This is a genomic window from Serinicoccus chungangensis (genome assembly GCF_006337125.1).
In the GTDB taxonomy this organism is placed as follows: domain Bacteria; phylum Actinomycetota; class Actinomycetes; order Actinomycetales; family Dermatophilaceae; genus Ornithinicoccus; species Ornithinicoccus chungangensis.
In genome coordinates this window covers 764,696-786,010 of the sequence record NZ_CP040887.1, presented here as the reverse complement: position 1 = coordinate 786,010, position 21,315 = coordinate 764,696, and the positions used below count along the sequence as shown (strand labels likewise).

Here is a 21,315-nt window from a genome sequence, read left to right as displayed (position 1 = left end):
CGGGGCGAGGGTCGGGACGTGCGCACCATCGGGTTGCTCGGCGGGATGAGCTGGGAGTCCAGCGCGGAGTACTACCGCCTCCTCAACGAGGGGGTCCGCGAGCGGCTCGGCGGGCTGCACTCCGCGCGGGTCGTCCTCGCCTCCCTGGACTTCGCCGAGGTGGAGGCCCTGCAGGTCGCCGGGGACTGGGAGGCGGCCGGGCGGCTGCTCGCCCGGCACGCCCGCGGGCTCGAGGCCGCCGGCGCCGACCTCCTGCTCCTGTGCACCAACACCATGCACCAGGTGGCGGACGAGGTGCAGGCGGCGGTCGGCATACCGCTGCTGCACCTCGCCGACGCGACGGCCGGCGCCGTGCAGCGGGCCGGCCTGCGCCGGGTCGGGCTGCTCGGCACGGCGTTCACCATGGAGCGGACGTTCTACACCGGCCGGCTGGCCGACCACGGCCTCGAGGTCCGCGTGCCCGACGCGGCCGGCCGCGAGCTGGTGCACCGGGTCATCTACGACGAGCTCTGCCGCGGCGTCGTGCGCGAGGAGTCCCGGGAGGCATACCGGCGCGTCGTCGACGAGCTCGTGGGGCGCGGCGCGGAGGGCGTGGTGCTCGGCTGCACCGAGATCGAGCTGCTCCTGCGACCCGCCGACGTCACGGTCCCGACCTTCCCGACCACGCGGCTGCACGTCGAGGCCGCCCTGGAGGCGGCACTGGAGGAGCCGCCCACCTGAGGGGCCCCGTCAGTCCGCCTGGTCCGCGCCCGGTGCCCGGGCCACCTCGACCTCGGTGATCCGCAGCCCCTCCAGCGCGAGCACCGTGAGCCGCACGTCCTCGACCTCGACCGTGTCGCCCTCCTCCGCGACGCGGCCCAGCCGGTCCAGCACCAGGCCGGCGACGGTCTCGTAGGGCCCGTGCGGCAGGGGGGTGCCCAGGACGTCCTCGAGCTCCTCGACGATGAGGCTGCCCGAGACGACGGTGCGGCCACCGGCCACGACCAGCGAGTCCTCGGGGTCGCGCTCGGTGTCGTACTCGTCGTAGATCTCCCCCACCACCTCCTCGACGAGGTCCTCGATCGTGACGATCCCCTCGGTGCCGCCGTGCTCGTCGACCACCAGGGCGAGGTGCTGCTGCTCGTCCCGGAGCAGGGCCAGCGTCGCGAGCACCGGCTTGGTCACCGGCAGCGCGACGATCTCGCGGGTCAGGTCGCCGACCCGCCCCTGCGCGCGCTCCTGTTCCGGCAGGGTGAGCAGGTCGCGGATGTGCACGAAGCCGAGCACGTCGTCCACGCCGCGGCCGACCACCGGGTAGCGGCTGTGGCTGCTGCGCCGGACCTCCTCGACGACGTCCCGGACGCGGGTGTCGGCGGTGAGGAACTCCACGTCGGGGCGGGGCCGCAGCACGTCGCCCAGGATGCGCTCGCTGGCCCGGAAGACGTCGGAGAGGATCTCCCGGCTGTAGGGGCGCAGGTCGCGGTTGTCCTCGACGGTGCGCCGCAGCTCCTCGATCGCCATCTCCTCCTGGGTGGCGCCCGGGTCGCCCCCGAGCAGCCGCACCATGAGGTTAGTGGAGGCGGACAGGAAGGCGATGACGGGGCGCAGCAGGGTCGCGAAGAGGCCCAGCGGGGGCGCGAGCACCCGGGTGAAGCCGGCCGAGCGCTGCATGGCCAGGCGCTTCGGGGTGAGCTCGCCGAGGACCAGCGACAGGTAGGCGATGACCAGCGTCATGGCGACCAGCGCCACCGGGTCCGCCACCGAGGGCGGCATACCGAGGCCCTGCAGCCACGCGGACACCGACGGCGAGATCGTCGCGCCGCCGAAGGCGGAGGAGAAGAACCCGGCGACCGTCACGCCGACCTGGACCGCGGAGAGGAAGGTGTTGGGGTCGCGCACCAGGGCGGCGGTCCGCGCACCCCGCGGGCCGGACCGCGCGATCTCGTCGACCTGCGAGGGACGCAGCGACACGATGGCCATCTCCGTCGCGGCGAAGACGCCGCCGACGAGGACGAAGAGCAGGACCAGCACGATGTTGGTCAGGAGGGCGGCGTCCATGCGGTCAGGGTATGCCGGTGCTCACCGGCGCGGGCGTCGTCACCGCCCTGCAGCTGGGCCGACCCGCAGGCGAGGTCACCCCGCCTGCGTGGGCGTCGCACCGTCGGCCAGCGCGTCGAGCTCGCGCGGCAGCTCGCGCATCCGCACCAGCGGGGACAGCAGGACCGGGAGGGCGGCGACCACGGAGAGCGAGGCCAGCACCCAGAGGGTCGGGACGAGGCCCAGCTGCTGGCCGGCCACGCCGCCGACGAAGGCCCCGACCGGCATGGGGCCCCAGACGAGGAACCGGATGGAGGCGTTCATCCGGCCGAGCAGCGGCTTGGGGCACAGCCGCTGGCGGAAGCTCACCTGGGCGATGTTGTAGACCACGACGCCCCAGGAGATGAGGAGGTTGCCGACCAGCAGCGTCGGGACCGCGGGCAGGACCGAGGCCAGCGGCACGGTGAGCATCGCCAGGCCGGAGAGCACGGCGGCGATGGGGATGGCGCGGCCCTCGCCCACCCACCGGCCGAACCATCCAGAGGTGACCGCGCCGAGCAGCCCGCCGACCGCCCCGAGGGACAGGACCAGGCCCAGCGTCGTCTCGGCGAGGTCGAGGGTGGTGAGGGCGTACAGCACGAAGAGGGCGAAGACGCCCGAGGAGGCGAGGTTGCTCAGCCCGGTGCAGGCCACGATCCGCCGCAGGAGGGGGTGGGACAGCACGAAGGACAGCCCCTCCCGGACCTCCGTGACCAGCGGACGGCGGGCGGCGGGGTCGGGCGCCTGCTCCCGGTGCCGGATGCGGCTCACGAAGAGGGAGGACAGCCCCATGCAGACGCTGGTGACCGCGATGGTCAGCGGGGAGCCGAGCAGTCGCACCATCGCGGCCGCCGCGGCGGGCCCGACGACCATGGCGGTCTGCTGGCTGGCCTGCAGCTTGCCGTTGCCGTCGGAGATCTGCTCACCCTCGACGAGCTCGGGCAGGTAGGACTGGTTGGCCACGTCGAAGAAGACGGTGATGACGCCGACCCCCACGGCGACGACGTAGAGCTGGGCCATCGTCAGGACGTCGAGCACCCAGGCGGCCGGCAGGGTGAGCAGCAGCAGCGCGCGCCCGACGTCGCCGAGGACCAGCACGGTCTTCTTCCGCCAGCGGTCCACCCAGGCGCCCGCCGGCAACCCGATGAGGAGGAAGGCCAGCGACTCCAGCGTCGCCAGCAGCCCCATCTGGAAGGCGTCGGCCCCGAGGATCTGCACGGCCATGAGCGGCATCGCGAACCCGACGAACTGCGCGCCGAAGACGGACACGGTGTCGCCCATCCAGAGCTGGCGGAAGTCGTGGTGGCGCCAGAGGCTGGCGGGTCGCGAGGTCGTCACGGGGTCGATCCTGCGCCAAGTGATTGAGTTCTGTCAATCACTTTGCCAGGATGGAGGTATGCAGCACGACCCGTCGCCCTCGGCGTTCCGTCCCGACGTGGGTGCCACTCCTCGCGGTCCCGCCCCGACTCACCAGCCCCTGAGACCTCGGGGGCCCGTCGCGACGCCCGACCCGCACGACGGCGGGTTCGAGGCCAGCGACGCCGAGGCGAGGGCGCTGGCCTCGGGGGTGCGGCTGCGCATCCTGCGCCTGGCCCTCGACGAGCCGCTGACCAACCGCGAGCTCGCCGCCGCCCTGGACCTCAACCCGGCGACGGTCCTGCACCACGTGCGCACGCTGGTCGACACCGGCTTCCTCGAGGCGCTGGAGCCCCGCCGCGGCCGCCGCGGTGCCCGCGAGATCCCCTACCGCGCCACCGGCCGCTCCTGGTACGCCCGCACCCCCGTCACCTCCAAGGGCATGCTCGAGGCCTTCGTCGCCGAGATGGCCCAGGTGCCCGCCGACCGCGCCGACGTCACCATGACCCGGCTCGGGCTCCGACTGCCGCCGGCGGAGCTGGAGGAGTTCCGGACCCGGCTCGGCGAGCTGGTCGAGGAGTTCCACGGCCGGGCCCGCGACCTCTCCGCCGAGCCGTGGTCGCTCTTCCTCGCCCTCCACCCGGACACCAGCGCCCTGCCCGGGACGGCGCCCGAGGACCGGGCCGGTCCCGAGGGGGCCGGCGCGTAGGGCCGGCGACCGCGAGGCTCCCCGACCTCGCGGTGGGGCCGGCCACCCAGGACGCTCCCTCAGGCGCGCAGCACCACGTGGCCGACGCCGGTGGAGACCCGCAGCCACGAGCCGTTGCGGTGCACGGCGACCTGCGTGTCCCCCGGCCGCAGGAAGCCCAGCGCGTGCACGGCGAGGCCCGCCGCGGCGGGCACCTCGGTGCCCTCGACCGGCCGCCCCCACACCCGCGCCCGCAGCGCCTCGACCGCGGCGGCGCCGGAGCCCTCCGGCGACCCGGTGGCGACCTCGGCGATCCCGGAGCGCGCCGCCGCCACCAGCTGCTCGGAGGGTATGCCCCCGCGCGGCTCCCAGCCCCCGCGCGGCGGGGACTGCGCGGCCCAGGGCGGGGCGAGGGTGGTCGGAGGGACGGGCAGCGTCGTCGAGCTGTCTCCCGTGGCCGCCCGCCGCGCCAAGCGGTCGGTCAGCCCGGCGAGCGGCACGGTGACGTCCAGCGGCTGCGCGTCCGCCGCCAGGGCCATGGTCCGCAGCCCCAGGGTGAGCCCGTCGCGCATGAGCCCGGCCCCGGGCAGGACGCACACCCACGCGGCCAGCACCCCTGCGCCGCCGGTGGCCTGCAGCCGGATCGCGCCGTCCTCGTCGAGCCGCGCCGCCCGGCGGACCAGGGTGGCCAGGTCGGCGACCGACTCGCCGTCCGCGAGCGACAGCGTCTGCGGCGCGCTCACCGCGCCGCCCTGCCGCGCGCGCTCTCCCCGCGGAGCACCGGCGCCGGGCCGGTGACCGCGGCGAGCGCCTCGCGCTCGGCCTCCCCCAGGCGCCGCGGCCGCTGCTCGCGCAGGTCGTAGGCCACGAGGCTGACCCGGCCACGGGCATACACGGTGTCGTCGCCCACCGGCCCGGCCACGGCGTACCCCAGCTCGAAGGAGGCGCCGCCCACCCCGCCGCACCACACCGCCACGCGCGCCGGGGCGTACGCGAAGGACATGGGCAGCAGGTAGTCGATCGCCTGCGACACCACGAGCATGCCCTCGTCGATGAGGTCGCGACCCTGCCCGAACCACGCCTTGAACGCGTAGACGCGTGCCTCCTCGAAGAGCCGGAGGTACTGGACGTTGTTGACGTGCGCGTAGGCGTCCAGGTCGGACCAGCGGACGGTGATGTCGAAGGTCGAGGCGACCTCGGGGACGTCGGGCAGGGAGGTGCTCATGGCGCCATTGTGTCTGCCGCCGCGTCGCCGACGCGAAGGGCGGCCGCACCGATAAGGTTGGACGCAGCACCAGCACCCCCGAGCGGGAGGAGGCACCGTGACCGGCCCGGCCGAGCTGCAGGTGGCGCGCCCGACGGTGGCCCTCTTCGCGACCTGCTTCAACGACACGATGTGGCCGCAGACCCCGCGGGCGGTCGTCACCCTGCTGGAGCGGCTCGGCTGCCGCGTCGTCTTCCCGCGCGAGCAGACGTGCTGCGGGCAGATGTTCACCAACACCGGGTACGCCGACGCGGCTACCCCCCTGGTCCGCCGCTTCGTCGACGTCTTCGCCGGCGCGGACCACGTGGTCTCGCCGAGCGGCTCGTGCGTCGGGTCGGTCCGCGAGCAGCACGCGGTGCTGGCCCGCCGGGCCGGCGACGCCGGGCTGGAGCGGGAGGTGCGCTCGCTCGCACCCCGGGTGCTGGAGCTGTCCGAGCTGCTCGTCGACGTCCTCGGCGTGACCGACGTCGGCGCCTACTACCCGCACCGGGTGACCTACCACCCCACCTGCCACAGCCTGCGGATGCTCGGGGTCGGCGACAAGCCGCTGCGGCTGCTGCGAGCGGTCCGGGGCATCGACCTCGTGGACCTCCCCTCCGCGGAGGAGTGCTGCGGCTTCGGGGGCACCTTCGCGATGAAGAACGCCGACACCTCGATCGCCATGGGCGCGGACAAGGCGCGGCACGTGCGGGAGACCGGGGCCGAGGTCGTGGTGGCCGGCGACAACTCCTGCCTCGCGCACATCGGAGGGGTGCTGGACCGCCAGCGCTCCGGCGTCCGCACGGTGCACCTGGCGCAGGTGCTCGCCTCCACGCAGGAGGAGCAGGCATGACGGACCTCCCGGCGCAGGAGACCTCGCCCACCTTCCTCGGTATGCCCTCGTTCCAGCACGCGGCCGAGGCCGCCCTCGCGGACACCCAGCAGCGGCGCAACCTGGCGCACGCGACGGCGACGATCCGCGCGAAGCGGGCGGCGGCCGTCGGCGAGGTGGACGGGTGGGAGGACCTGCGTCTCGCCGGGGCGGCCGCCAAGGACGAGGCCCTGCACCACCTGCCCCACTACCTCGAGCAGCTGGAGGCCGCCCTCACCGCGCGGGGTGCGACGGTGCACTGGGCGCGGGACGCCGACGAGGCCAACCAGGTCGTCGTCGACCTGGCCCGGGCCAAGGCCACCGACGAGGTGGTCAAGGTCAAGTCGATGGCCACCCAGGAGATCGAGCTCAACGAGGCGCTCGAGGCGGCCGGGATCGCCGCCTGGGAGACCGACCTGGCCGAGCTCATCGTGCAGCTCGGCGAGGACCGGCCGAGCCACATCCTCGTGCCCGCCATCCACCGCAACCGTGCCGAGATCCGGGAGATCTTCGCGCGACGCATGGGCGCGGTGGGGCGGGCCGCACCGGACGACCTCACCGACGAGCCCGCGCGGCTGGCGGAGGCGGCCCGGCTGCACCTGCGGGAGAAGTTCCTGCGGGCCAGGGTCGCGGTCACCGGCGCCAACTTCGCGGTCGCCGAGACCGGGACGCTGGTCGTCGTGGAGTCCGAGGGCAACGGGCGCATGTGCCTCACCCTCCCCGAGACGCTCATCACCGTGGTCGGGATCGAGAAGGTGCTGCCGACCTTCGCCGACCTCTCCACCATGCTGCAGCTCCTGCCCCGCTCCAGCACAGGTGAGCGGATGAACCCCTACACCTCGATGTGGACCGGGGTGACCCCGGGCGACGGCCCGCAGGAGGTCCACGTCGTGCTGCTCGACAACGGCCGGAGCCGGGTGCTGGCCGACGAGGCCGGGCGGGAGGCGCTGCGGTGCATCCGCTGCTCGGCCTGCCTCAACGTCTGCCCCGTCTACGAGCGGACCGGCGGGCACGCCTACGGCTCGGTCTACCCGGGCCCCATCGGGGCCGTGCTCAACCCGCTGCTGCGCGGGACCTCCTCGGAGGTCGACCGGAGCCTGCCCTACGCCAGCAGCCTGTGCGGGGCCTGCTTCGAGGCCTGCCCGGTGCGCATCGACATCCCCTCGCTGCTCGTGCGGCTGCGCACCCAGGTCGTCGACGAGGCGAGCGGGCGTTCGGCCGAGGCCGCCTCGATGAAGGCGGCCGCCTGGGTGTTCGGCGACCACCGCCGGCTGGAGGCCGCCCAGCGGGCCGCCACCCTCGGCGGCCGGCTGCTCGGCGACCGCACGATCCGCTCGCTGCCCGGGCTCGGCGCCTGGACCCAGGCCCGCGACGTCCCCACCCCGCCCACGGAGACCTTCCGGCAGTGGTGGGCGCGGACGCACGGCGACGACGAGGGTGACCTCGACGACGCCCGCGGCCAGCCGGTCGTCGAGGAGCAGGACCTCGGCGGTGCGGGGCCGCATACCCGGCAGGAGGGGTCGTGAGCAGCCGCGAGGAGATCCTGGCCCGCCTGCGCCTCGCGACGGGGGACGTCACGTCGCGACCCGGGGAGCGCGGCCCGGTGCCGGTCAGCGCCGCGACCGCCGGGGCGGCGCAGGACACCCTGGAGCTGTTCGTCAAGACCGTGACCGACTACCGCGCCAGCGTCGGGCGGTGCACGCCGGAGCAGGTCGGGGCCGAGGTGGCGGCGGCGCTGGTGCGTGCGCGGGCGCACACCGTCCTCGTCCCGCCCGGGCTCGAGACCTCCTGGGTGGCGCGGGCGCGGGACGCCGGCCTCCGCCTGCGGGCCGACGAGGCCGAGGACGGCGGCCCGCTCACCGCCCACGAGCTGGACGGGATCGACGCCGTGGTCACCGGGGCGCGGGTGGCCGTCGCCACGACCGGCACCATCGTCCTGGACCACGCCCCCGACCAGGGCCGGCGCGCCCTCACCCTGGTCCCGGACCAGCACGTCTGCGTCGTCCGGGCCGACCAGGTGGTGCACGACGTGCCCGACGCGGTGGCGCTGCTCGACCCCGCGCGCCCGCTCACCTGGGTCAGCGGACCGAGCGCCACCAGCGACATCGAGCTGGACCGCGTCGAGGGCGTCCACGGCCCGCGCACGCTCGACGTCATCGTCGTCTGCTGAGCCACCCCCAGCCAGCGGACACGCCCCACCGGCGACCCTGAGCAACGAAAGGTTGCCCGAGCAGGGGTCGCAGGGCCTGCGCGGGCGACGTTTCTCTGCTCAGGTTGACGTGGGGAGTGTGCTGCGGCGCCGTCACTCGCCCCGCAGCACGTCGACGTGCACGTGGTCGAGGTGGCGCAGGACCGGGTCGTCCGAGTCCCCCGGTGCCCGGTAGTCCTGCCAGCCCCGCATCGAGCCGCGCACGCCCCAGTAGTGGTCGTCGAAGATGACGTACTGGACGGTCAGGTCGTCGGCCCGCGAGACCAGCCACTGCGCGAGCACCCAGCCGTCGTCGAGGTGCTCCTCGGTGACCGGCCGGAAGAAGACGTCCACCGCCCGGCCCTCGTAGTGCGTGGACTCCTCCCCGTGTCCGGAGGCCACCCCGCCGGGAGCGAACCCGCCCACGGGCAGGTCGCCCACCTCCGTGCGCACCGCGTCGAGCACCGCCTGCGCCCGCGGGGTGAGCCCGGACCCCGTCTCGTCCTCCGCGGCCGGCCCGGGCACCGGCACCCGGCAGGTCAGCGCCGTGTCGGCACGGGCACCGAGCACGGCCTCGACCACCCCGTCGGGCAGCTCCGGCGCCGCCTCGCCGGCGCCGGGTCCACCCAGCGAGCGGGCGGCCTCGGCGGTGGCCGCGCGCGCCTGGTCGCGGTCCAGCGGCACCCGCTCCCCGTCGACCTCGACCCCGCAGGGTGCCCCGACCGCCTCCACCCAGTCGCCGACCGGCCTCCAGGCGAGCACGACGGCCACGGCCAGGACGGCCACCAGGAGGGCTCCGACGACCCCGCGGCCCGTCGCGGCAGGAGCGGACGCGGGGGTCGGGCGCTGCGGCATACCTCATCCTCCCAGGGTCTGCTGACCTCGACCTGGGCACGGCCCACGACGACGGGTCGGGCAGCCCGCGCGTAGCGTGAGCCCCATGACCGATGCCTACTACGCCCAGGACGTCCCCGACACCCACCGGCCCTACGTCGCGGCTCCCGACCGGCACCAGAAGCTGGAGTACCGCCGCGTCGGCGACAGCGGTCTCCTGCTGCCGCCGCTCTCGCTCGGGCTCTGGTACAACTTCGGCGACAACCGCCCCTTCGACACCCAGCGGGCCATCCTGCGCCGCGCCTTCGACGAGGGGATCACCCACTTCGACCTGGCCAACAACTACGGCCCGCCCTACGGCTCCGCCGAGGAGAACTTCGGCCGGATGATGCGCACCGACTTCGCGCCCTACCGGCACGAGATGGTCCTCTCCACCAAGGCGGGGTGGGACATGTGGCCCGGCCCCTACGGCATGCTCGGCTCGCGCAAGTACCTCCTGGCGAGCCTGGACGAGTCGCTGCAGCGGATGAGCGTCGACCACGTCGACATCTTCTACTCCCACCGCGCCGACGAGGACACCCCCGTCGCCGAGACCGTGGGGGCGCTCGACACCGCGGTCCGCCAGGGCAAGGCGCTGTATGCCGGGATCTCCAGCTACTCCCCGGAGCGCACCGCCGAGGCGGTCGCCGTCGCCCGGGCGCTGGGCACCCCCCTGGTCATCCACCAGCCGGCCTACAACATGCTCAACCGGTGGGTCGAGGACGGCCTGCTGGAGGCCCTGCCGGGGCACGGCATGGGCTCGATCGGCTTCACCGCGCTGGCCCAGGGCCTGCTCACCGACAAGTACCTCGACCGCGACGACGCCGAGCGGGCCACCGCCCGGCCCTCCTTCGACAGCAGCGTGCTCACCGACGCCAACCGGGAGCGGCTGCGCGGGCTGGCGGCGGTCGCCGAGGGCCGCGGCCAGAGCCTGGCGCAGATGGCGCTGTCCTGGGCGATCCGTCCCGGCGGCGTGACGTCCACCCTCATCGGGGTGTCCAGCATCGAGCAGCTCGAGGACAACCTCGCCGCCGCGCACCGCACGGACTTCACCGACGAGGAGCTGGCCGAGATCGACCGCCTCTCCGGCAGCACCGAGGGCGTGGACATCTGGGCGCCGTCCGCGCAGATCGAGTGACTCACTAGGCTGCGTGGTCGTGACCGACACGCCGCTGGACTACCCGATCGACGACCTGCTCGACGTGCTCGACCTGCGCCGGGAGGGGTCGACGATGATCCGGGTGGCCTCCCCCGAGGGCACCGGCGAGGACCTCGCCGACTCGCAGGGCGACGTCTTCGCCGGGCGCAGCCAGCCGATGCCCCACGGCAGGGTCTTCGGCGGGCAGGTGCTCGCCCAGTGCCTCGTCGCGGCCGGGCGGACCGTCGAGCCGGTCGAGGACGGCTCGGACTCCGAGCCCCTGCCCCGACCGATCCACTCGATGCACGGCTACTTCCTGCGCCCGGGCGACGCGAACCGCCCGCTGCGCTTCCTGGTCGAGCGGATGCGCGACGGGCGCAGCTTCAGCGCCCGCCGGGTGCACGCCGTGCAGGACGGCCGCATCCTCATGTCCATCATCATGTCGTTCCAGGAGGTCTCCGCGGGGCTCGAGCACCAGATCGCGATGCCCCCGGCGCCGGCGCCCGGCACCCTGCGCTCGGACCGGGAGATCCTCGAGCAGGTGCCCCACCCCGTGGCGCAGGAGACCGCGCGACGCCGGCCCGTCGAGCTGAGGCACGTGGACCCGCTGCTGCTCGGCCCGGGAGAGCCCGGCGCGAGCGAGCAGTCGGTCTGGCTGCGGATCGCCCGCGAGCTGCCCGAGGACCCGCTGCTGCACGCGGCGATCCTGGCCTACGCCTCGGACTACACCCTGCTGGAGCCCATCCTGCGGCGGCACGGGATCGGCTGGGGCGACCCCCGGCTGCGCCCGGCCAGCCTGGACCACTCCATGTGGTTCCACCGACCGGCGCGGGTGGACGACTGGGTGCTCTACACCCAGAGCTCTCCGTCCGCGCAGTCCGGTCGTGGGCTCGGCACGGGGCACATGTTCGCCGCCGACGGCACGCTCCTGGCGACCGTCGGGCAGGAGGGCATGGTGCGGTTGAAGGGGTCCGCGGAGCACTGAGAGCCGACGCGGGGTTCGGATAACGATCCGGTCACGACGGGACGTGCACACCATCTCGCTGTAGACACCCTGGGAACCCCGGACGATACTGCCAGGGTCACCCCTGGGGATTCACGCGGCTTGTCGACGGAGAGAAGCTGTCCAGCGGCGACGTCCCACCGTTCAAGCAAAGGACACACTGTGCACCAGCCATCTGCTCGCCGGAGGACGCGTCTGCTGGCGCTCGCCGGCGCAGGGGCCGTCGTCGCACCGCTGGCCCTGGTAGCCCCCGCAGCATGGGCGAACCCGGAGATCACGGTCAACGAGGACGGCACCTATATCGTCATGCTCGCGGACAGCTCGCTGGCCGCCTACGACGGCGGGGTCAAGGGCATCCCCGCCACCAAGCCCGCCGAGGGGGAGAAGCTCGACACCACGAGCGCCGCCGCCGAGAGCTACACCGCCTACCTCGACCGGCAGCAGAACGCCGTGCTCGACTCCGTCGGCCTGGACCGGGCCGACGCCGTCTACACCTACTCGACGTCGTTCAACGGCTTCACCGCCGAGCTCACCGGCCAGCAGGTGTCCGCGCTGCGCAAGGACCCGAACGTCGCCGCGGTGTGGGAGGACGAGATCCGGACCTCCGACACCGTCACCACCCCCGACTACCTCGGCCTGACCGGCGAGGACGGCGTCTGGAACACCCAGTTCGGCGGGGACGCCGACGCGGGTGCGGGCATGGTCGTCGGCATCATCGACACCGGCTTCTGGCCGGAGAACCCCAGCTTCGCGGCGCTGCCGGGTGACCCCGCCGCGCCGGAGGGATGGCAGGGCGAGTGCGTCGAGGGTGACGCGGCCGACCCGGCCGACAACGTGGAGTGCAACAGCAAGGTCATCGGCGCCCGCTACTACCCCCAGGGCAACAACACGGCCTTCGACTTCCTGTCGCCGCGCGACACCGACGGGCACGGCAGCCACGTCGGTGGCACCTCGGCCGGCAACGTCGGCGTCCCGATGGACTTCATGGGTGACGACCTGGGCGTCGGCAGCGGTATGGCGCCGGCCGCCCACCTCGCGTTCTACAAGGCGCTCTGGGCGACCGAGGAGGGCGGCGGCTCCGGCTCCACGTCCGGTCTCGTGGCCGCCATCGACGACGCGGTCGCGGACGGCGTCGACGTCATCAACTACTCGGTCTCCGGCTCCTCGCAGTTCGTGGTGACCGCCGACGAGCTGGCCTTCCTCGACGCCGCGAACGCGGGCGTCTTCGTGTCGACCTCGGCCGGCAACAGCGGAGACACCATCGGCGAGAGCTCGGTGGCGCACAACTCGCCGTGGACCATGACGGTCGCCGCCTCGACGCACGACCGCACCAACTCGGCCGAGGTCGAGCTGGGCGACGGCCCCCCCGTCGCCCGGATCTCCGGCACCAACCGGTACGACACCGCGGCGCAGATCGCCGCGGCCTACCCCGAGGGCGTCGACACCGTCTACATCGCCACGGGCAACCAGTTCGCCGACGCGCTGTCCGGCGCCGCGGCCGCCTCGCAGGGCCTCGTCCCCGCAGCCGGTCTGGACCAGCCGGCCGTCGCCCCCGACGGCTCGCCCGCCCCGGTGCTGCTCACCAAGGTCGACGAGCTCCCCGGTGCCACGATGGAGGCGCTGGACTCGATCGACCCGGACAACATCGTCGTGCTCGGCGGTGAGGTCGCGGTCTCCGAGGACGTCGAGGACATGCTCGACGACTACGGCACGGTGACCCGTGTCGCGGGTGCCGACCGCTACGAGACCGCCGCGCTGATCGCGCAGCAGTACGGCGAGGTGGACCACGTCTACGTCGCCACCGGTCAGGACGAGGCCTTCCCGGACGCGCTGTCCGGCTCCGCGCTCGCCGGCAGCGAGGGCGTCCCCGTCCTGCTCACGAAGACCGACATGGTCCCGAGCGCCGTCGACGAGGCGCTGGCCGCCATGGGCGACCCCGAGATCCACGTCATCGGTGGCGAGGTCGCGGTGAGCGAGGACGTCTACGAGGACCTGGGCGCGAGCGCCCGTCTCTCCGGCAAGGACCGCTACGGCACGTCCGTCGCCGTCGCCGAGCAGTTCGGCTTCGGCGAGGACAACCCGGCGCCCGTGGTGCACACCGCCACCGGTCGCGACTACCCGGACGCCCTCGCGGGGTCGGCCCTCGCCGGCTACCAGGGTGTCCCGGTCATGCTGAGCCGCCCCGACATGGTGCCGAGCGTCGTGCTCGACGGCATGGTGGCCCTGGCCCCCGAGTCCGCCGTGATCCTCGGCGGTGAGGGCGCGCTGAGCGACGACGTCCAGATGCAGATCGAGGCGCTCTTCGGCGAGGACGAGACCTTTGCCGGCATCAGCGCCGGCGACGGCGTCGGCCCGGCCCCGCTGGTCAACTCGGCCGACATCCCGGCTGCGGGCGCGACCGCCGACGACGCGGAGCTGTGCCTGCCCGGCTCGCTGGACGCGGCCGAGGCTGCCGACCACATCGTCATCTGCACCCGGGGCACCAACGCCCGGACGGAGAAGAGCGAGACGGTCGAGGCCGCTGGTGGGATCGGCATGATCCTGGCCAACAACAACGACGGCGAGTCGCTCAACGGCGACTTCCACGCCGTGCCCACGATCCACGTCAACGGCACCGCCGGTGACGCGATCAAGGAGTACGAGGCCTCCGACCCCGACCCGATGGCCACCATCTCGGCCTCCGGCGAGGGCCCGGAGATCACCTACCCGGAGATGGCCGGCTTCAGCTCCTACGGCCCGGCGCTCGCCGGCGGCGGGGACCTGCTCAAGCCGGACATCACCGCCCCGGGCGTGGACGTCATCGCCGCGGTCTCCCCGGCCGGTTCCGGCGGGGCCAACTTCAACAGCCTCTCCGGCACCTCGATGTCCGCCCCGCACATCGCCGGTCTGGCCGCGCTGATGATGCAGGACAACCCGGACTGGGGCCCGATGGGCGTCAAGTCCGCGATGATGACCACCGCCGACCCGACCAACTCCGAGGGTGAGCTCATCACCTACGCCGGCGAAGCGGCGAGCCCGCTCCACTACGGGTCGGGCGAGGTCGAGCCGGGTGCTGCCTACGACACGCCGCTGGTCTACGACTCCGGCCTCGTCGACTGGTACGCCTACGCCTGCGCCATCGGCCAGCTCCAGCTGGTCGGCGGCACGTCGATCTGCGACCAGATCGGGACGACGGACCCGAGCGACCTCAACTACCCGAGCATCGCGATCGGCGACCTGGGTGGGGCGCAGACCGTCACCCGCACGGTGACCGACGCGACCGGCGACGGTGGCACGTTCACCGCCGAGGTCGAGGCTCCCCCGGGGGTCGACGTGGTCGTCGAGCCCTCGACGGTCACCGTGGCGCCCGGCGCGTCGGCGACCTTCACGGTCTCCTTCACCACCGCGGGTGCGGCCCTGGACGAGTGGACCTTCGGGTCGCTCACCTGGACCGGCCCCGGCGCTGACGTGACCAGCCCGCTGGCCATCCGGCCGGTGGCGATGGGTGCGCCGGAGGAGATCCGCGGCGAGACCACCGAGGGAGCGGCGGCCTTCGAGGTCACGCCGGGCTTCACCGGTGAGCTCACCTCGGTGCCGCACGGTCTCGTGGCCTCGGACGTCACCGACGTCGAGGTCACCTCGGACGGCCCGAACGGTGGCCCCGGTATCGCGGACGAGGTCGTGCCGGTCACGGTGCCCGAGGGCACCACGGCCATCCGGGTCGAGGTCGTGGCGTCGGAGTGGGCCCCGGACGGGCTCGACCTCGACCTCTACCTCGCGACTGCTGACGGCACCGTCGTCGGCCAGTCCGCCGCCGGTGGCTCGGACGAGTCGGTCACGATGATGGCGCCCGCCCCGGGCGACTACATCGTCGCGATCGACTACTGGGACGGCGCCGCGGGTGACACCGCCAACGGTCCGCTCCACGTCTTCATGCCGTCCGCGGACGAGGGCAACATGTCGGTCACGCCGTCCCCGGTCGCGGTGACCGCCGGCACGCCGCTGGAGCTGACCGCCGCCTGGACCGGGCTGGACGCCGCCACCCGCTACATGGGTGCGATCGGCTACAGCAACGGCACCGAGGAGGTCGCCTACACCCTGGTCTCGGTCAACACGCCGTGACCCTCGGTCGGCCGGGCTGAGGCCCGGCCGACCCTGAGCACCGGGCCCGTCCCCTCCTCGGAGGGGGCGGGCCCGACGCATACCCCCCTCCCCTGCACGGGACGCCGGTCATCGCCGTGGACGACGTCCTGCGGATTCCCGAGTCCGTGCGCGTCGGTGGCCCTCCAGGGGCCACCGACGCGCACACTGCGTCCGGTGCGCGGTCAGGCGGACTCGGCGCGCACCGCGGCGATGGCGTCGGCGGCCCGCACCAGGCCCAGGTGGCTGAACGCCTGGGGGTAGTTGCCGAGCATGCGGCGGGAGGCGGGGTCGTACTCCTCGGCGAGCAGGTCGAGGGGCTGGCCGGCGTCGACGCAGGCCTGCATGAGCCGCTCCGCCTCCTCGAGGCGACCGCTGCGGGCGTACTGCTCCACCAGCCAGAAGGTGCAGATGAAGAAGGTCGCCTCCCCGCCCAGCAGACCGTCCATGTTGTCGTCCTCGTGCAGGCGGTAGCGGTGCAGGAAGCCGACGTCGTCGACGAGGTCCTCCTCCAGCCGGCGCACGGTCGCGAGCATGCGCGGGTCGTCGTAGCCGCAGAACCCGGTGTGCGGGATCTGCAGCAACGAGGCATCGACCTCGGCGTTGGCGTAGGTCTGGCGGAAGGCGCCGTCCGGGCCGACGCCGCGGTCCTCGATCTCGGCCCGCACGCGGTCACGCAGCTCGCGCCAGTGGTCCACGTCGCCGGGCAGCCCGCACTCCTCCACCGCGCGGACCCCCTGGTCGAAGGCGGCCCAGATCATCACCCGGCCGTGCGTGAAGAAGTGCTTCTTCCCGCGCATCTCCCAGATGCCGTGGTCGGGCTCGGAGAGCCGCTCGGCCTGGGTCTGCAGCATCATCTGCTGGATCCCCCAGCTGTACCTGTCCTCCGCGACGCCGCCGTCGCGCAGCTGTGCCAGCGCGAGCATGACCTCGCCGATGACGTCGGCCTGGTACTGGTCGGCGGCGCCGTTGCCGACCCGGACGGGACGGGACCCGGCATACCCGCTCAGGTGCGGCAGCTCGCGCTCGGTGAGGTCACGCTCTCCCCCGAGCCCGTACATGATGCGCAGCTGGTTGGAGTGGCCGGCGATCGCGCGCAGCAGCCACTCCCGCCAGGCCTCCGCGCCCCCGTCGAGGCCGTGGGTCATCATCGCCTGCAGGGTCAGCGCGGAGTCCCGCAGCCAGGTGAAGCGGTAGTCCCAGTTGCGCTCCCCGCCCGGGTCCTCCGGGAGCGAGGTGGTCGCGGCGGCGACGATGCCGCCGGTGTCGGCGTGGGTGAGCGCGCGGAGCACGGTGAGCGACCGGGTGATCTGACGGGCCCACGGCCCCTCGGCCTGGATGCGCCCGGTCCAGGCCCGCCAGCCCTCGATGGTCTCCTGCAGCAGCACCTGGGGGTCGATGCGGGGCGGGAGAGGTCGCCAGGACTCCTGCCCGGTGAGCACCCAGCACAGCTCGTCCCCCTCGCCGAGGTGGTGCCGACCGCGGTGGGCGTCCTCCTCCGGCACGGGCTCGGGCAGCGGGCCGTGCAGGATCAGCCGGGACGGCCCTCCCACGGCGGTGAGGACCTCCTCCCCGCCGTCCTCCTCGACACGGGTGCGGTGCACCCAGGGCCGCAGGGTCGCGTAGTCGAACCGCATGATGAGCTCGTGCTCCACCTCCACGCTGCCCGACGTGCACCGGACGTGCCGGACGATGTCGGAGCGGCCGTCCCCCGGGGGCATGAAGGTGAGCACCTCGGCGGTGCCCTCCGGGCCACGCCACTGGGTGCGGAAGACGAAGGTGCCCTCCACGTAGTCGCGTGACTCCACCTCGCCCTCGACGACCCGGATCAGCCACCGGCCGTCCTGCTCGGTGCCGAGCAGCGAGGCGAAGACGGACGGGGAGTCGAAGCGCGGCAGGCAGAGCCAGTCGACGCTGCCCTCCGGGGAGATGAGCGCGGCCGTGCGCATGTCACCGACGACCGCGTAGTGGCCGATGGGGACGTCCGCGGTCGGGTCGGTGCCAGCAGTCATCCCCCGAGTCTGTCAGGTGCGGGACCGGTGGCCCCGGGCGGCGCCGCGGGACGCACATGGCCGGCACAGGTCCGCGGTGCACCATGGAGCCGGGACGGCTCCGTGGCGCCGCCCGCGGACGACGGACGGACGAGAGGATCACCGGTATGTGGTGGAACGACCTGCTGTGGGGGATGTGGAACGGGCTCACCGCCTGGGTGGTCCTCATCGCCCACGTCTTCGGGGCCTGGGAGCAGTTCCCCTTCTACGACGTGGACCGTGCCGGCAACTGGTACGACCTGGGCTTCCTGCTCGGCGCCGGCTCGCCGCTGCTCGGTCTGCTCGGTCGACGCGGCTGAGCGCGGCTCAGACCCCGCCGGCCCGGCTCGGCAGGGCCGACGGGGCCAGCCCGTCGGGCCCGGCCGGCGCTCCGGGGACGGGCAGCGCGCGCCGGGAGGTGACGACCCGCTCGACCCGGCTCACCGGGTCGCGGAACCGGACCTCGCGGGCGAGCAGCTGCAGCGGCGCGCTGAAGTCGGTGGGGTGGACCTCACGGACCACCGGGTAGAGCGGGTCGTCCACGATCGGGATGCCCAGCCCGCACAGGTGCACGCGCAGCTGGTGGGTGCGTCCGGTCGTGGGGGTGAGGCGGTAGCGGGCGTGGCCGTCCCGCTCGTCGAGGAGGTCGACGTGGGTGCGCGCGTTGGGCGCCCCTGGCACCACCCGGGCCCTCAGGTCGCCGCGCTCCTTGACGATCCGGTCGACGACCGTGGTGGGCAGCGCGAGGTCGGGGCGCACCGGCGCGAGCGCCTCGTAGGTCTTGGACAGCCCACCCTCCTGGACCATCCGCTGGTAGGGACCGCGCGCGGCACGCCGGGTGGTGAGCAGGAGCACCCCGCTGGTGAGCCGGTCCAGGCGATGGGCCGGGGCGAGCTCGGGCAGGTCGAGGGCGCGGCGCAGCCGGACGAGCACCGTCTGCGCCACGTGCCCGCCGCGCGGTGCGGTCGCGAGGAACGGCGGCTTGTCCACGACGAGCAGGCCGGTGTCCTCGTCGTGCAGGAGGACGTCGACGTCGAAGGGCACCGGCACCTCGGGCGGGAGGTCGCGGTGGAGGTACACCACGCCGCCCGGACGGTATGCCGTCTGCGCCGTCACCACGCTCCCGTCGCCGAGGACGATCTCGCCGTCGGTGAGGCGCCGGTCGATCCCGGCGGGGTCACCCGTCAGGTGGACGAGGAAGTCGACGACCCGGCCCCAGGGCTGCCCCTCGGGGTCGACCGAGCCGACGGGCATCCGCACCCGCGCCGGCCCCAGGCCGTCCCGCGGCGGGAGCGGCGCCGGAGGGCGGGGACGACGCGGCATACCCCTCAGTCGCGGGTGAGCCGGCGGTAGGTGACGCGGTGCGGGCGGGCCGCCTCGGCGCCGAGGCGCTCCACCTTGTTCTCCTCGTAGGCCCCGAAGTTGCCCTCGAACCAGTACCAGTTGGCCGGCTCGGACTCGGTGCCCTCGTAGGCCAGGATGTGGGTGGCCACGCGGTCGAGGAACCACCGGTCGTGGCTGATGACCACGGCGCAGCCGGGGAAGTTGAGCAGGGCGTTCTCGAGGCTGCCGAGGGTCTCGACGTCGAGGTCGTTGGTCGGCTCGTCGAGCAGCAGCAGGTTGCCGCCCTCCTTGAGGGTCAGCGCCAGGTTGAGCCGGTTGCGCTCCCCGCCGGAGAGGACGCCGGCCTTCTTCTGCTGGTCCGGGCCCTTGAAGCCGAACTGGCTGACGTAGGCGCGGCTGGGGATCTCGACCTGCCCGACCTGGATGAAGTCCAGCCCGTCGGAGACGACCTCCCAGAGGGACTTGTCGGCCGCGATGCCACCGCGGGACTGGTCGACGTAGGAGATCTCGACCGTGTCGCCGACCTTGACCTCGCCGCCGTCCGGCTCCTCCAGCCCGACGATGGTCTTGAACAGCGTGGTCTTGCCCACGCCGTTGGGGCCGATGACCCCGACGATGCCGTTGCGCGGCAGCGTGAACGACAGGCCGTCGATGAGGGTGCGCTCGCCGAAGCCCTTGGTGAGGTCCTTCACCTCGATGACCTGGCTGCCCAGGCGCGGCCCCGGCGGGATCTGGATCTCCTCGAAGTCCATCTTGCGGGTCCGCTCGGCCTCGGCGGCCATCTCCTCGTAGCGGGCCAGCCGGGCCTTGTTCTTGGTCTGCTTGGCCTTGGGGTTGGAGCGCACCCACTCCAGCTCGCTCTCCAGCCGCTTGGCGAGCTTGGCGTCCTTCTTGCCCTGGACGGACAGCCGCTCGCGCTTCTTCTCCAGGTAGGTGGAGTAGTTGCCCTCGTAGGGGTAGAGCCGGCCGCGGTCCACCTCGGCGATCCACTGCGCGACGTTGTCGAGGAAGTACCGGTCGTGGGTGACGGCCAGGACGGCACCGGGGTAGCTGGCCAGGTGCTGCTCCAGCCACTGCACCGACTCGGCGTCGAGGTGGTTGGTGGGCTCGTCCAGCAGCAGCAGGTCCGGCTTGGACAGCAACAGCTTGCACAGGGCCACGCGGCGGCGCTCACCACCGGAGAGCACCGTCACGTCGCTGTCGCCGGGCGGGCAGCGGAGCGCGTCCATCGCCTGGTCCAGCTGGGCGTCCAGGTCCCACGCGTCGGCGTGGTCGATCTCCTCCTGGAGGGTGCCCATCTCGGCCATGAGCGCGTCGAAGTCGGCGTCGGGGGCGGACATCTCCTCGGAGATCTCGTTGAACCGGTCGACCTTGCGCTTGATCTCGCCGAGCCCCTCCTCGACATTGCCGAGCACGGTCTTGTCCTCGTTGAGCGGGGGCTCCTGCTCCAGGATCCCCACCGAGTAGCCCGGGGTCAGGCGGGCCTCGCCGTTGGACGGCTGGTCCATCCCGGCCATGATCTTGAGGATCGTCGACTTGCCGGCGCCGTTGGGCCCGACGACGCCGATCTTGGCGCCCGGGTAGAAGGACATCGTCACGTCGTCGAGGATCACCTTGTCGCCGTGCGCCTTGCGCGCGCGGGTCATGGTGTAGATGAATTCGGCCATGCCGCCAGGGTATCGGGGCGGGCGGGCCGACTCCGAATCTCCGGCCCGCCGCCCGGACCCGGCTCAGGCGCTGCGGGCGAGCACCGCGTCGGCCTGCCCGTCGTCGGCCACCACCCCGTCCTCGTCGACCTCGATCTCGAGGTCCGGGCCGGCGCCGGCGGGACCGCCCGCTCCGGCGTCCTGGCGGGCGGGGCCGGTGCGCTGCTCGGCGGCCCCGACCAGCCCGCCGCGCGCGCCCGGGGGCGTGGGGTCGTGCTCGTCGAGGCGGTCGCCGTCGTAGCCGACCCTGCCCTTGGTGAACCGGCTCACCCCGCGCGACACGTCGTGGCCGATGGTGTCCACGTCCACCACCGCCGTCGTGCCGGCCGAGGTCTCCGTCTTCCAGTCGCGCAGCGACAGGCGGCCGTGCGCGATGACCGGGTCCCCCTTGCGGAAGCTCGCCAGGGCGAGCGCCCCGATGTGCCGGAAGCACAGCAGGTCGATGAACATCGTGTCGGCGGTGACCCAGGAGTCCTGGGCCGGGTCGAACCGGCGGCGGTTGACGGCGATCGGCACGACCGCGAAGTCCTTGCCGTTCGCGGTGCTCGTCTTGCGCTCCGGGTCGCGGGTCAGGTTGCCGGACAGCGTGATCGTGGGTTCGTTCATCATGGTGCGTCCCCCTCCTGGACGTCTGGGCGTCCACGGGGTCGTGGACGTCCCACCAGGATGGGCGACCGGGTCGGGGAGGGACCAGGGGCAGG

18 protein-coding genes are annotated in these 21,315 nt (G+C 73.5%); 9 read left to right on the top strand and 9 right to left on the bottom strand.

The genetic code is table 11. The features are described from left to right. Positions 1–18: 18 nt before the first annotated feature. On the top strand, positions 19–720 hold the full coding sequence (locus FHD63_RS03600) for an aspartate/glutamate racemase family protein (protein WP_139720202.1): 702 nt from the start codon (positions 19–21) through the stop codon (positions 718–720). Positions 721–729: 9 nt separating this feature from the next. On the opposite strand, the gene FHD63_RS03595 is transcribed toward FHD63_RS03600, so the two are convergent. Both FHD63_RS03595 and FHD63_RS03590 read right to left on the bottom strand, forming a co-directional pair. Continuing rightward, entirely contained in the window at positions 730–2,037 is a 1,308-nt protein-coding gene (locus FHD63_RS03595) for a hemolysin family protein (RefSeq protein ID WP_139720200.1), read from the bottom strand. A 75-nt stretch (positions 2,038–2,112) separates the two neighbouring features. Next, on the bottom strand, positions 2,113–3,393 hold the full coding sequence (locus FHD63_RS03590) for an MFS transporter (protein WP_139720198.1): 1,281 nt from the start codon (positions 3,391–3,393) through the stop codon (positions 2,113–2,115). A 58-nt stretch (positions 3,394–3,451) separates the two neighbouring features. On the opposite strand from FHD63_RS03590, the gene FHD63_RS03585 reads away from it, so the two are divergent. After that, on the top strand, positions 3,452–4,120 hold the full coding sequence (locus FHD63_RS03585) for a winged helix-turn-helix domain-containing protein (protein WP_139720197.1): 669 nt from the start codon (positions 3,452–3,454) through the stop codon (positions 4,118–4,120). Positions 4,121–4,179: 59 nt separating this feature from the next. Here the strand turns inward: FHD63_RS03585 and FHD63_RS03580 are convergent, their stop codons facing one another. Then, entirely contained in the window at positions 4,180–4,842 is a 663-nt protein-coding gene (locus FHD63_RS03580; protein ID WP_139720195.1) for a DUF8185 domain-containing protein, read from the bottom strand. Then, on the bottom strand, positions 4,839–5,324 hold the full coding sequence (locus FHD63_RS03575) for an acyl-CoA thioesterase (RefSeq protein WP_139720194.1): 486 nt from the start codon (positions 5,322–5,324) through the stop codon (positions 4,839–4,841). The genes FHD63_RS03580 and FHD63_RS03575 overlap by 4 nt, the downstream gene beginning before the upstream one ends. 97 nt (positions 5,325–5,421) lie before the next feature. Here FHD63_RS03575 and FHD63_RS03570 point away from each other — a divergent pair, with 97 nt between their 5' ends. The 3 genes from FHD63_RS03570 to FHD63_RS03560 are packed head-to-tail and all read left to right on the top strand — an operon-like array spanning position 5,422 to position 8,383. Further along, entirely contained in the window at positions 5,422–6,195 is a 774-nt protein-coding gene (locus FHD63_RS03570) for a (Fe-S)-binding protein (protein WP_275100626.1), read from the top strand. Further along, positions 6,192–7,739 carry a LutB/LldF family L-lactate oxidation iron-sulfur protein gene (locus FHD63_RS03565; RefSeq protein ID WP_139720192.1) on the top strand — a complete coding sequence of 516 codons (1,548 nt, stop codon included), beginning with the start codon at positions 6,192–6,194 and terminating at the stop codon, positions 7,737–7,739. Before FHD63_RS03570 ends, FHD63_RS03565 begins: the two co-directional genes overlap by 4 nt. Next, positions 7,736–8,383: a LutC/YkgG family protein gene (locus FHD63_RS03560; protein WP_139720190.1), complete on the top strand. Its 648-nt coding sequence runs from the start codon at positions 7,736–7,738 to the stop codon at positions 8,381–8,383. Before FHD63_RS03565 ends, FHD63_RS03560 begins: the two co-directional genes overlap by 4 nt. A 132-nt stretch (positions 8,384–8,515) precedes the next feature. On the opposite strand, the gene FHD63_RS03555 is transcribed toward FHD63_RS03560, so the two are convergent. After that, the gene (locus FHD63_RS03555; RefSeq protein WP_139720188.1) at positions 8,516–9,256 is read right to left on the bottom strand and encodes a VldE C-terminal domain-containing protein; all 741 of its coding nucleotides are present in this window, start codon (positions 9,254–9,256) and stop codon (positions 8,516–8,518) included. 85 nt (positions 9,257–9,341) lie between these two features. Between FHD63_RS03555 and FHD63_RS03550 the strand changes: the two genes are divergently transcribed. From FHD63_RS03550 to FHD63_RS03540, 3 genes are all read left to right on the top strand, one after another. Next, a complete protein-coding gene (locus FHD63_RS03550) occupies positions 9,342–10,412 on the top strand; it encodes an aldo/keto reductase (RefSeq protein WP_139720187.1) in 1,071 nt (356 codons plus the stop codon). A 19-nt stretch (positions 10,413–10,431) separates the two neighbouring features. Further along, positions 10,432–11,397 carry an acyl-CoA thioesterase gene (locus FHD63_RS03545; protein ID WP_139720185.1) on the top strand — a complete coding sequence of 322 codons (966 nt, stop codon included), beginning with the start codon at positions 10,432–10,434 and terminating at the stop codon, positions 11,395–11,397. A 180-nt stretch (positions 11,398–11,577) separates the two neighbouring features. Further along, complete coding sequence (locus FHD63_RS03540; protein WP_139720184.1) at positions 11,578–15,516, top strand: cell wall-binding repeat-containing protein; 3,939 nt, start codon at positions 11,578–11,580, stop codon at positions 15,514–15,516. A gap of 203 nt (positions 15,517–15,719) precedes the next feature. On the opposite strand, the gene FHD63_RS03535 is transcribed toward FHD63_RS03540, so the two are convergent. After that, positions 15,720–17,546, bottom strand: a complete 1,827-nt coding sequence (locus FHD63_RS03535) for a glycoside hydrolase family 15 protein (RefSeq protein ID WP_139720182.1) — start codon at positions 17,544–17,546, stop codon at positions 15,720–15,722. A gap of 146 nt (positions 17,547–17,692) precedes the next feature. On the opposite strand from FHD63_RS03535, the gene FHD63_RS03530 reads away from it, so the two are divergent. Beyond that, positions 17,693–17,884, top strand: coding sequence for a hypothetical protein (locus tag FHD63_RS03530; RefSeq protein ID WP_139720181.1), 192 nt, complete (start codon positions 17,693–17,695; stop codon positions 17,882–17,884). A gap of 7 nt (positions 17,885–17,891) precedes the next feature. Here the strand turns inward: FHD63_RS03530 and FHD63_RS03525 are convergent, their stop codons facing one another. From FHD63_RS03525 to FHD63_RS03515, 3 genes are all read right to left on the bottom strand, one after another. Continuing rightward, the gene (locus FHD63_RS03525) at positions 17,892–18,887 is read right to left on the bottom strand and encodes a pseudouridine synthase (protein ID WP_139720180.1); all 996 of its coding nucleotides are present in this window, start codon (positions 18,885–18,887) and stop codon (positions 17,892–17,894) included. 5 nt (positions 18,888–18,892) lie between these two features. Next, the gene (gene ettA / locus FHD63_RS03520) at positions 18,893–20,575 is read right to left on the bottom strand and encodes an energy-dependent translational throttle protein EttA (RefSeq protein ID WP_139720178.1); all 1,683 of its coding nucleotides are present in this window, start codon (positions 20,573–20,575) and stop codon (positions 18,893–18,895) included. 63 nt (positions 20,576–20,638) lie between these two features. Beyond that, positions 20,639–21,223: a single-stranded DNA-binding protein gene (locus FHD63_RS03515; protein WP_139720176.1), complete on the bottom strand. Its 585-nt coding sequence runs from the start codon at positions 21,221–21,223 to the stop codon at positions 20,639–20,641. Positions 21,224–21,315: the final 92 nt, after the last annotated feature.